Source organism: Kitasatospora sp. NPDC059803, from assembly GCF_042732255.1.
Taxonomy (GTDB): Bacteria; Actinomycetota; Actinomycetes; order Streptomycetales; family Streptomycetaceae; genus Kitasatospora.
On the sequence record NZ_JBHWIJ010000276.1, the window covers coordinates 1 to 11,321 of the forward strand.

Below are 11,321 nucleotides of genomic sequence, written 5' to 3' on the forward strand. Positions count from 1 at the left end.
ACTTCTCTCGCGAGCCGGGCCGGCCGCTGTCGTTTCCGGACCTTTTCGGGTGCCCTCGGGGCAAGTTGACGATACGTCAGGCGCGTTGGTGGGCCGGTTCAGATCCGGTGGGCGGGCAGCCCGTGCTGGGCGGCGGTCAGCAGCTCGTGCATCCGCTGCCCGAAGTCCTCGGTGTCGGCGGCCGGTTCGGGGAAGACCAGGCGGACGTCGCGGTGGCCGTGCGGGTGGTCCAGGCGCAGGACCAGGCCGTGGCGGTCCAGGGCGAGCGGGCGGACCTCCGGGTGCTGGGCGAGCAGGTCCGGGTCGAGCAGCCGGGTGAGGACGGCGAGGGCGTCGGCGTGGTCGTCGGCGAGGTGGGTGAGCATGGCGGCCTCGTAGCGGGCCAGCGGGTCGGGTGCGGCGTGGGCGAGGTCGCCGGCGGTGAGTGCGCCGGTGCCGTACGGGGTGGAGAGGACGGCGTGGGCGACGTCCACGCGCAGGTGGACGCTGAGGCCGTCGTCGGCGAGGTGGGCCAGGTGCAGTCGGCCGGCCAGGGTGAGGCGGGCGCGGATCCGGTCGCGGACGGCGACGGGGGAGATGTCGGTGACGTCCAGGACGACGGCGAGTCCGTCGGTGGCGCGGGCGGCGGCGGTGGCGAGCGGGTCGCCCAGCGGGGCGCGCAGGCGCAGCCGGGAGCCGTGGACGGAGACCGGGGTGTCGAGGTCGTGGTGCTCGCCGCAGGCGCGGACGGTGAGCGAGGAGGTCGCGCTGAGCAGGCTCTGGACCCGCTCGGCGGTGGTGGGTTCGGGCACCTCGGCGTCGCCGGCGGGCAGGCTCATGACGGACCTCCAGTTAGTTAGGTGAGCCTAACCTAATCTCCGCTCGGAGGTGTGGCAAGTGGCGCGGCCAAGGTCGCTGCCGTCGGGGGTAGAAAGCGCTTGCAAGTATCTGCGGATGTCTCGTATTGTCGACGCCGGTAGTTGCATGCGCAACGGTTCTCTCTGGAAAGCGGTCCCTCATGCCCCTCGCGCTCCTGGCGCTGGCGATCAGCGCCTTCGGCATCGGCACCACCGAGTTCGTGATTATGGGCCTGCTGCCCGAGGTCGCCAGCGACTTCTCGGTCGCCATCCCCACCGCCGGTCTGCTGATCTCCGGCTACGCGCTCGGCGTCGTGGTCGGCGGCCCGCTGCTCACCATCCTCGGCACCCGCGCCCCCCGCAAGGGCATGCTGCTGACGCTGATGGGCCTGTTCGTGGTGGGCAACCTGATCGCGGCCGTCGCCCCCGCCTTCGGGCTGCTGATGGTCGGGCGGATCGTCAGCGCCTTCGCGCACGGCGCGTTCTTCGGCATCGGCTCGGTCGTCGCCGCCGACCTGGTCGCCCCGCACAAGCGGGCCGGCGCCATCGCCCTGATGTTCACCGGCCTCACCGCCGCCAACGTGCTGGGCGTCCCGATGGGCACCCTGCTCGGCCAGCACTTCGGCTGGCGCTCCACGTTCTACGTCGTCGCCGGGCTCGGCCTGCTCGGCCTCGCCGGAATCGCGGCGCTGGTGCCCGTCCAGCCGCGGACCGGCGCCGCCCGGCTCGGCCCCGAACTGGCCGTCTTCCGGACCCTGCGGCTCTGGCTCGCGCTCGCCATGACCGTGCTCGGCTGGGGCGGCATCTTCGCGATGTTCACCTACATCACGCCGATGATGACCGAACTGGCCGGCTTCGCCCCGAGCAGCGTCACCTGGCTGCTCTTCCTGTTCGGCGTCGGCCTGTTCGTCGGCAACCTGCTGGGCGGCTGGTTCGCCGACCGCGCGCTGATGCGCAGCCTCACCGTGATCCTCGCGGTGCTCGCGGTGCTGCTGTTCGCCTTCACCTTCGCCGCGCACAGCAAGCCGGCCGCGATCGTCCTCATCCCGCTGATCGGGCTGTTCGGCTTCGCGACCGTCGCGCCGCTGCAGAAGCGGGTCATGGACCAGGCGGCGGGCGCGCCGACACTGGCCTCGGCCGCCAACATCGCCGCGTTCAACCTGGGCAACGCGCTCGCCGCCTGGCTCGGCGGACTGGTCATCTCCGGCGGCCTCGGCTACGACGCGCCGAACTGGGTGGGCGGGCTGCTCACCGCGGTCGCCCTCGGGGTGACGGTGTTCGCGGCGGCGCTGGACCGGCGCGGCGCGGCGGGCGAGGGGCGGGTCGTGGCGCGCTCGGGTGCCCCGGCCGAGCAGGGCGTGCCCGCGGGGAGGTGAGCTTCGGCCGAGCAGGGCGTGCCCGTGGGGAGGTGAACGACGGGGACGGCGGAGGGCCCGGACGCGTGGCGTGCGTCCGGGCCCTTGCGGTGGTCGGGCTGCTCGACGCTGTTTCAGGCGACGACGGCCTGGGCGTCGATCTCGACCAGCATCGGCTCCTGCGGCAGCTCGACGAAGATCGTGGTGCGGCAGGGCTTCACGCCGCCGGGCTTGATGTTCTCGTCGATGAACTCGGCGTACACCTCGTTCATCAGCGGGAAGTCCGCCCGCTTGGTGAGGTAGACCCGGAACATCACCACGTCCTCGATGGTGGCGCCGCCGGCCTCGACGATCGCCTTGACGTTCTCCAGCGTGCGCCGGGTCTGCGCCTTCACGTCGCCGTGGTACAGGTACTCGCCGGTCGCCGGGTCCTGCGGGCCCTGGCCGGAGACCTGGAGGATCGGGCCCTTGCGGACGCCCTGGGAGAACATCCAGGCGGGGGCGGGGGCGCCGTCGGTGCGGATCTCGGTCTTGCCGTTGGTCGGGTGCTGCTCGGTCATGGGGTTCCTTACGTTCTGACGGTTGATCAGTTGTGGTCCGGGCGACCGCAGTCGGCCGAGATGGCGCGGGTGGTGGCGAGCAGCTGCGGGAGGAGGTCCAGCACCTGCTCGTAGGGGAGGACGACGTCCGGGACGGAGATGGACGCGGCGGCGACGACCCGGCCGCTGGCGTCCCGGATCGGGGCGGCCACGCAGTTGATGAACGCCTCGTGCTCGGCGTGGTCCTGCGCCCAGCCCTGGACGGCGACCTTCTCCAGCTCGGCGAGCAGCGCCTCGGGCGTGCTGAGGGTGCGCGGGGTGTGCGGGGTGAAGTCGATCCCGGCGGCCACCCGGCGGCGTTCGGGCAGCGGCAGGTCGGCGAGCAGCACCTTGGAGACGGCGGCGCTGTGCAGGGCGGCGCGCAGACCGATCCGGGAGTACATCCTGACGGGGTGCCGGGAGTCGAACTTGTCGATGTAGACGACCTCGCCGCCCTCGTACGCGGCCAGGTGCACGGTCTGGCCGGTGGTGGCGTTCAGCTCGGCCAGGTGCGGGGCGGCGATCCGGCGGACGCCGCGCTGTTCCAGGGCGAGGCCGGAGAGGGCGAACAGGCCGGCGCCCAGGTGGTAGCGGTAGGCGGCGTCACGGTAGACGAACCGTTCCTCCTCCAGGCTCTGGAGCAGTCGGAGCACGGTCGTCTTGTGGACGCCGAGCACCTCGGCCAGCTGGTCGAGGGAGCGCTCGCCCTCGCCGAGTTCGGCGAGCAGGCGCAGGGCGCGGGTGACGGTCTGGCTCATCGTGCTCCGCCGGGGTCGTTCGGGCTCGGGTTGGTGCTCATTGTGCCCGGGCCCGCCGGGTGCCGCGGGACCGGTCCGCGGGGACGGCCGGGCCGGTGATGCCCTCCACCGAGACCCGGGTGGCGGCCCAGTCGGCGGGCGAGGCGTCGAGCAGCGCGGCCACCACGGCGGCGGGCGGCAGTTCGGCCTGGTCGCCGTGGGCGGTCAGCGCGCAGGCGGCGCTCAGGTGGCCGAGCCGCAGCCGGCGGCGCTGGTCCAGGCCGCGGACGGTGCCGGCCAGGTAGCCGGCGGCGAAGGCGTCGCCCGCGCCGGTGGCCTCGACCACCTCGACGGCCAGGGCCGGTTCGCTCACCGACGTGCCGTCCCGCTCCAGGGCGGTGACCAGCCGGGCGGCGTCCTTGACCACCACGGTGGCCGGGGAGGCGAAGCGGCGGCGCAGCGCGACCGGCTCCCCGGTGCCGAACGCGGCCTCGGCCTCGTCGGCGCCGATCAGCAGCAGGTCGGCGGCGTCCAGCAGCGGCGGCAGGACGGCCGGGTCGCGGTCGTGCCAGAGTGCGGGGCGCCAGTTGAGGTCGAAGCTGACGGTCCGCTCCGGGCGGCGGTCGGCGAGCAGGGCGCGCAGCAGCGCCAGGCAGTCGTCGGAGAGCGCGGCGGTGATGCCGGACAGGTGCAGCAGGCGGGCGCCGGACAGCAGCCGGACGGCCGCCGGGTCGGCCAGCAGGGCGGGGGAGAGCGCGGCGGCCGCGGAGCCGCGCCGGTGGTAGTGCAGCCGGCTGCGGCCGGGGCCGAGGTCGTGGTGGTGGCCGGTGGCGCCGCCGACCTCCTTGAGGTACAGGCCGGTGGGGCGGTGCGGGTCGACGGCGACCGCCGAGACGTCCACGCCGCGGGCGGCGACCTCGGCGAGCAGCCGACGGCCGAAGCCGTCGTCGCCGACCCGGCTGATCCAGGCGGTCGGCACGCCGAGCGCGGCCAGCGCGCCGGCCACGTTGGACTCCGCGCCGCCGACCGACAGTCGGAAGTTCTCCACGGCCTCCAGCGGGCCCGGCCGGTCCGGCAGCAGCACCGCCATGGACTCGCCCACGCACACGGCCGTCGGGGAAGGACCGGGGCGGGCCGGGCCCGGGGTGTCCTGTCGCGGCATCTGCTGGGCTCCTCCGTCTGCGGCGGCCGTTCCGTTGACCGTGATCCGGCGCCGATGCTAGAACCGTCATGCCAACATGTGCAACCCTCATTGCACATGTTGCAACACGGCAGATGGAGGAAGACGGTGGAGCAGACCTTCGCAAGCATCGGCACCGGGCCGGGCATCGACGACGGCGCGGTGGCGGCCCTCGCCGACGAGACGCTCGACTGGCGGTTCAAGGCCGCCCCGCCGGAGGCCTGGGGGCACTCCGTCCGCGACTGGCTGGCCACTGGGCCCACCCTCACCGGGCTCGGCACCCCGCTGCTCACCCTGGACGGCGCCGCGCTCGACCACAACCTGCGCACCATGGCCGACTGGTGCGCCAAGGCCGGGGTCGCGCTCGTGCCGCACGGCAAGACCACCATGGCGCCCGCCCTCTGGCAGGCGCAGCTCGCCGCCGGCAGCCACGGCATCACCCTCGCCAACCTGCCGCAGGTGCGCGTCGCCCGGGCCTTCGGAGTCGAGCGGATCCTGCTCGCCAACACCCTGCTCGACCCGGCCGGACTGGCCTGGCTCGCCGCCGAACTGGCCGCCGACCCGGCGTTCGCCTTCGTCTCCTGGGTGGACTCCACCGAGAGCGTCCGGCTGATGGACGAGGCGCTGCGCGCCGCCGGGGCCCAGCGGCCCGTCGAGGTCCTGGTCGAACTCGGCGGACCCGGCGGGCGCACCGGCGCCCGCGGCGTCGACGCGGCCGTCGAGATCGCCGCCGCCGTGCTGCGCGCGCCCACCCTGCGCCTCGCGGGCGTCGGCGGCTACGAGGGCGCGCTCGCCCACGACGCCACCGCCGACGGGCTGGCCACCGTCCGCGGCTACCTCAAGGCGCTCGCCGACCTGCACGGCCGGCTCGCCCGCGCCTACCCGGACGACGCCCGGCCGATCGTGACGGCCGGCGGCAGCGCCTACTTCGACCTGGTCGTCGAGGAACTCGCAGGCCTGCCGGAAGCCCTCGTGGTCCTGCGCTCGGGCGCGTACATCGCCCACGACGACGGCTTCTACCGGGGCATCTCGCCGCTGGTCCGGGGCGCCGGCGCCACGCCGTTCCGCAGCGCGCTGCACGGCTGGGCCCGGGTGGTGTCCCGGCCCGAGCCGCAACTGGCCCTGCTGGACGCCGGCAAGCGCGACCTGCCCTTCGACGAGGGCCTGCCCGAGCCGCAACACGTGCGCGGCGGCGCCGAGTTGACCGGCACTGCGGCCCGGATCACCGCACTCAACGACCAGCACGCCTTCCTGCGCGACGCGGGCGACCTCGCCCCGATCGGCGCGGTGCTGCGACTCGGCGTCTCCCACCCGTGCACGGCCTTCGACAAGTGGACCGCGATCCCGGTGCTCGACTCCGCCGACGCGGCCGAGCCGAAGGTCACCGGGCTGGTCAGGACGTTCTTCTGATGGCGGGCGGCAGAGCGCCCGACACCGTCTTCCGGGGCGCCACCGTCGTCGACGGCACCGGCGCGGACCGCTACCGGGCGGACGTGCGGATCACCGACGGGCTGATCACCGGGATCGGCCCCGGCCTCGACGCGCCGACGGTGGTGGACGCCGACGGGCTGGTCCTCGCCCCCGGCTTCATCGACATGCACGCCCACTCCGACCTCGCCCTGCTGCTCGAACCCGAGCACCCGGCCAAGGTCACCCAGGGCGTCACCTGCGAGGTCCTCGGCCAGGACGGCCTGTCCTACGCCCCGGTGGACGACACCACCCTGCCCGCGCTGCGCCGCCAACTGGCCGGCTGGAACGGCGATCCGGAGGCCTTCGACTGGGACTGGCGCGGCGTCGCCGACTACCTGGACCGGATCGACCGCACCGGCGTCGCCGTCAACGCCTGCTACCTCGTCCCGCACGGCTCGCTGCGGATGCTCGCCATGGGCTGGGCCAACCGGCCGCCCACCCCGGCCGAACTCGACCGGATGCGCCAGGAGTTGGCGCAGGGCCTGCTGGACGGCGCGGTCGGCATGTCCAGCGGCCTCAGCTACACCCCCGGGATGTACGCGGACACCGCCGAGCTGGTCGAGCTGTGCACCGTGGTCGCGGCCTACGGCGGCTTCCACGCCCCGCACCAACGCTCGTACGGCGCAGGCGCGTTGGATGGCTACGCGGAAATGGTGGAGATCGCCCGGCGGACCGGCTGCGCGCTGCACCTGACCCACGCCACGATGAACTTCGGCGTCAACCGGGGCCGGGCCGGCGAACTGCTGGAACTGGTCGACCAGGCACTCGCCGACGGCGTCGACCTCACCCTGGACAGCTACCCCTACCTGCCCGGCTCCACCACCCTGGCCGCCCTGCTGCCCAGTTGGGCCACCGAGGGCGGCCCGGAAGCGACCCTCACCCGGCTCGCCGACCCGGCCGCCCGCGAGCGGATCCGGTACGAGGTGGAGGAGAAGGGCAGCGACGGCTGCCACGGCGTCGTCACCGACTGGGCGACGATCCAGATCTCCGGCGTCCGGACGGCCGAGCTGGCGCGGACGGTCGGCCGGACCGTCGCCGAACTCGCCGCCGAGCAGGGCCGCAGCGGGACGGAGGTCTTCCTCGACCTGCTGCGCCGCGACGAACTGGCCACCACGATCCTCCAGCACGTCGGGCACGAGGAGAACGTCCGGGCGATCATGCGCCACCCGGCGCACACCGTCGGCAGCGACGGGCTGCTGGTCGGCGCCCGGCCGCACCCGCGCGCCTGGGGCACCTTCCCCCGCTACCTCGGCCACTACAGCCGGGAGTTGGGCGTGCTGACGCTGGAGGAGGCCATCGCCCGGATGACCGGCCGGCCCGCCGCCCGGCTCGGGCTGCACCGGCGCGGCCTGATCGCCCCCGGCCACCACGCCGACCTGGTGCTCCTCGACCCCGAGAAGGTCCGGGACGCCGCCACCTTCGAGCACCCCCGGCTGCCCGCCGAGGGCGTCCAGCACGTGTACGTCAACGGCACCGCCGTCGTCCGGCAGGGCCGCACCACGGGCGCCCGGCCCGGGCGTGCCCTGCGCCGCACCGACCGAGGAACCAGATCCCTGTGAATCCCCCCTCCGTGAATCCTCCCTCCGTGAACCCCCTCGCCGACCTGCGGGACGACCCGGTGATCGCCGTGGTCCGCGCGCCCCGCATCCCGGACGCGGCCGCGCTGTGCGCCGCGCTCGCCGACGGCGGCATCAACTGGACCGAATTCACCTACACCACACCGGAGGTGACGACGCACCTGCGGCGTGCCGCGGACGCGGGCTGGCGGGTCGGCGTGGGTACCGTGCTGACCGCCGAGCAGGCCGAGCGCGGGGTCGCGAGCGGGGCGTCCTTCCTGGTCACCCCCGGCTGCCGGCCCGAGGTGGCGCAGGCCGCCCGGGCCGCCGGGGTGCCGGTGGTGCTCGGGGCGCTCACCCCGACCGAGGTGGCCCGGGCGGTGGACCTCGGGGCCGCCGCCGTGAAGATCTTCCCGGCCCGGGCGTTCGGCCCCGGCTACTTCAAGGACCTGCGCGGCCCGTACCCGGACGTCCCGCTGGTGGCCTCCGGCGGGGTGAACGCGGGCAACGCCGCCGACTTCCTGGCGCACGGCGCGCTCGCGGTCTGCGCGGGCACGGACGTGGTGCCGCCGGACGCGGTCGCGGCGGGGGACTGGGCGGAGATCACCCGGCGGGCCCGGGCGTTCACCGCGGCGTGCGCGGTGGCCAGGGCCTGAGGGGCCGGCGGGTGGCGGGGTGCCGGGGCGGCGGTCGGCGGACTGTCGGGGCTGTCGGGACGGCCGTCGGCGGGTAGTAGGGACGGCTGGTCGGTGGGCTGTCGGGACGGCCGGGGATGGGCGAGAATCGTGCTCCCCAGCCCCAACCCCGGCCCCAGCCCTGGCCCCCGGATCCGGCAGGAGGACCCACCCCCATGACCTCGCCCCGCCCCGGCCCCGACTGGCTGGCCGACGCCGTCCTGTACCAGATCTACCCGCAGAGCTTCGCGGACTCCGACGGCGACGGCATCGGCGACTTCGCCGGCATCGCCGCGCACCTCGACCACCTCGCCTGGCTCGGCGTCGACACCGTCTGGCTCAACCCCTGCTTCGCCTCCCCGTTCCGCGACGCCGGCTACGACGTCGCCGACTACCTCGCCCCGGCCCCGCGCTACGGCGGTACCGAGGACCTGGTCGTGCTGGTCGAGGCCGCCCGCCGCAAGGGCATCCGGATCCTGCTCGACCTGGTCGCCGGCCACACCTCCGACCGCCACCCCTGGTTCCTGACCGCCGCCGAGGACCCGGCCGACCACCGGTACATCTGGTCCGACCAGCGGGTGGACGGCTTCGTCGCCTCGCCCGGCAGCCGCCCCGGCTGGTACCGGCCGAACTTCTTCGACTGCCAGCCCGCGCTCAACTTCGGCTACGCGCGCCCCAGTTCCGGTGAGCCCTGGCGCCAGCCGGTGGACGCCGAGGGCCCGCGCGCCAACCGGGCGGCCCTGCGCGACATCATGGCGCACTGGCTCGGCCTCGGCCTGGCCGGCTTCCGGGTCGACATGGCCTCCTCGCTGGTCAAGGACGACCCGGGCCTGGTGGAGACCGCCAAGCTGTGGACCGGGCTGCGGGACTGGCTGGACCGCGCCCACCCGCAGGCCGCGCTGTTCGCCGAGTGGGGCGATCCGGCGGCCGCCGTCGCGGCGGGCTTCCACGCGGACTTCTTCCTGCAGTTCGGCGGCGCCGACCGCGGCCTGCCGCTGCGCTCGCTGTGGAACAACGGCGCCGGCACGGTCGAGGAGTTCTGGCAGCAGGGCCCGTGCTACTTCGAGGCCGAGGGGCGAGGCACCCCGCAGGTGTTCCTGGACGCCTGGCGCGCCGCCGCCGAAGCGACCGAGGGCGTCGGCCACATCGCCCTGCCCACCGCCAACCACGACTTCTCCCGGCTGGCCACCGGCCCGCGCACCGACGAGCAACTCGCCGCCGCCTTCGCGTTCCTGTTCACCTGGCCCACCCTGCCGGCCGTCTACTACGGCGACGAGATCGGCATGCGCTACCTGCCCGGACTGCCCGACGTCGAGGGCAGCGTGCTCGGCCCGCGGTACAACCGGGCCGGCTCGCGGACCCCGATGCAGTGGGAGCCCGGGCCGGCGGCGGGCTTCTCCAGCGCGCCGCCCGAGCGCCTCTACCTGCCCGTCGACCCGGACCCGCGGCGCCCGGACGTGCTCTCGCAGCGGGCCGATCCGACCTCGCTGCTGCACACCGTCCGGCGGCTGATCGCGCTGCGCCGGGCGCATCCGGGGCTGGGCGCCTCCGGCGGGGTGGAGGTCCGCCGCGCGGGGTACCCGCTGGTGTACACCCGGGCCGGACGGTACCTGGTGGCGGTGAACCCGCGCCGGGAGCCGGGGGTGGTGCGGCTGGAGCACGGCGGGGCGCGCCCGCTGGAGGTGCGGGGCGTTCGGGTGGCGGACGGGGAGCTGCGGGCGGACGGCTTCTCGTACGGCGTGTTCGAGCTGTCCTGAGCGTTCGGCGGTGGCCCCCGCTGGGGCGGGCGGCTTTCGATCGGCGTCAGATAGTTGTAAGCTACATCCATAGATGGTTGCATTTACCACCTGACGTGGGTGCACGTGACACCCTTGATGGTTGCATTTACCACTTATCTCCACTCGACGCCACCGGAGGACGGTGCGAACGCCATGAGCACACCCCAGACCCCCGCCGCAGCGCCCGCCCTGGGGCACTCGCTCAAGCACCTCGCCGTCCACCTGATCACCCCGCTGCTGATGTGCCTCGGCATGGCGCTCGCCTACCAGGGCGCCTTCCACCAGCCCGAGCCGCACCACCTGAAGGTCGCCGTGGTCGGCACCACCCCGCAGGCGCAGGGCCTGGCACAGGCGATCCAGACCAAGGCCGGGGCGGCGGTCGACGTCCGCACCCTGCCCGACCGGGCGACCGCCGAGCAGCAGCTGCGCGACCGCGATCTGGTGGGGGCCTTCCTCCCGGACGCCAGGAGCCCCGAACTGCTCGTCGCCAAGGGGAACTCGGACACCTCGGCGGTGGCCGCCACGGCGGTGTTCAGCAACGTCACCGACCGGCAGGGCGTGCCGCTGCACGTCACCGACCTCACCACCCCGGCCGAGGGCGACCCGACCGGCCAGGGCCTGTTCTTCCTGCTGGTCGCGCTGAGCATCGGCTCCTACGCCAGCGTCGCCGTGATCGGCGCGGCCGGCGCCGGGCTGAGCATGCGGATCCGGGCGTTGGTCGGCGTGGCGGTGTCGCTGGTGGTGAGCGTGATCGGGATCGTCACCGCCGGACCGGTCTTCCATGTGGTCGACCACGACCTGGCCGCGGTGTGGGCGCTCGGCTGGCTCTACTCGGCGGGCATCGTCCTGATCGGCATCGGCCTGCACAGCTTCCTGAAGAAGTGGACCACCCTGGCCCTGATGGTGCTGTTCGTGATGCTGAACTTCACCAGCTCCGGCGGCATCTTCCGGCCCGAGCTGCAGAATGGCTTCTTCGGCGCGCTGCACGGCTTCTGGACCGGCGCCGGCTTCCTGGAGGGCGCGCGCAGCATCCTGTACTTCGACGGCGGCGCGGGCCTCGGCGGGCACGTCGTGACCCTGGTGGTCTGGCTGCTGCTGGGCGGGGCCGCGCTGGTGGCCGCCGCCCTCCCCCCAGAGCGCGGGCGCCCGGCGGGGGC

General features: G+C 74.3%; 10 protein-coding genes. 6 read left to right on the forward strand and 4 right to left on the reverse strand.

Translation table 11 applies throughout. From position 1 onward, the window contains the following. Window positions 1–98 precede the first annotated feature (98 nt). Entirely contained in the window at window positions 99–818 is a 720-nt protein-coding gene (locus ACFV6I_RS31595) for a DUF2470 domain-containing protein (protein WP_380370405.1), read from the reverse strand. A 179-nt stretch (window positions 819–997) separates the two neighbouring features. Here ACFV6I_RS31595 and ACFV6I_RS31600 point away from each other — a divergent pair, with 179 nt between their 5' ends. After that, window positions 998–2,212, forward strand: a complete 1,215-nt coding sequence (locus ACFV6I_RS31600; protein ID WP_380428988.1) for an MFS transporter — start codon at window positions 998–1,000, stop codon at window positions 2,210–2,212. Between the two features lie 113 nt (window positions 2,213–2,325). On the opposite strand, the gene ACFV6I_RS31605 is transcribed toward ACFV6I_RS31600, so the two are convergent. From ACFV6I_RS31605 to ACFV6I_RS31615, 3 genes are read right to left on the reverse strand one after another with little or no spacing between them, the layout of a single operon-like run. Beyond that, window positions 2,326–2,751 carry a RidA family protein gene (locus tag ACFV6I_RS31605; RefSeq protein ID WP_380428991.1) on the reverse strand — a complete coding sequence of 142 codons (426 nt, stop codon included), beginning with the start codon at window positions 2,749–2,751 and terminating at the stop codon, window positions 2,326–2,328. Between the two features lie 26 nt (window positions 2,752–2,777). Further along, window positions 2,778–3,527, reverse strand: a complete 750-nt coding sequence (locus tag ACFV6I_RS31610) for an IclR family transcriptional regulator (RefSeq protein ID WP_063350228.1) — start codon at window positions 3,525–3,527, stop codon at window positions 2,778–2,780. Window positions 3,528–3,564: 37 nt separating this feature from the next. Beyond that, window positions 3,565–4,668 carry a sugar kinase gene (locus tag ACFV6I_RS31615; RefSeq protein WP_380428993.1) on the reverse strand — a complete coding sequence of 368 codons (1,104 nt, stop codon included), beginning with the start codon at window positions 4,666–4,668 and terminating at the stop codon, window positions 3,565–3,567. Window positions 4,669–4,794: 126 nt separating this feature from the next. Between ACFV6I_RS31615 and ACFV6I_RS31620 the strand changes: the two genes are divergently transcribed. From ACFV6I_RS31620 to ACFV6I_RS31640, 5 genes are all read left to right on the forward strand, one after another. Beyond that, entirely contained in the window at window positions 4,795–6,096 is a 1,302-nt protein-coding gene (locus tag ACFV6I_RS31620; RefSeq protein ID WP_244293517.1) for an alanine racemase, read from the forward strand. Next, window positions 6,096–7,715 carry an amidohydrolase family protein gene (locus ACFV6I_RS31625; protein WP_380428996.1) on the forward strand — a complete coding sequence of 540 codons (1,620 nt, stop codon included), beginning with the start codon at window positions 6,096–6,098 and terminating at the stop codon, window positions 7,713–7,715. The genes ACFV6I_RS31620 and ACFV6I_RS31625 overlap by 1 nt, the downstream gene beginning before the upstream one ends. Before the next feature lie 26 nt (window positions 7,716–7,741). Further along, the gene (locus tag ACFV6I_RS31630; protein WP_063350231.1) at window positions 7,742–8,368 is read left to right on the forward strand and encodes a bifunctional 4-hydroxy-2-oxoglutarate aldolase/2-dehydro-3-deoxy-phosphogluconate aldolase; all 627 of its coding nucleotides are present in this window, start codon (window positions 7,742–7,744) and stop codon (window positions 8,366–8,368) included. 194 nt (window positions 8,369–8,562) lie between these two features. After that, on the forward strand, window positions 8,563–10,143 hold the full coding sequence (locus ACFV6I_RS31635) for an alpha-amylase family glycosyl hydrolase (RefSeq protein ID WP_380428999.1): 1,581 nt from the start codon (window positions 8,563–8,565) through the stop codon (window positions 10,141–10,143). Between the two features lie 174 nt (window positions 10,144–10,317). Then, a partial coding sequence (locus ACFV6I_RS31640) for a hypothetical protein (RefSeq protein WP_380429001.1) occupies window positions 10,318–11,321 on the forward strand: 1,004 nt, incomplete at its 3' end.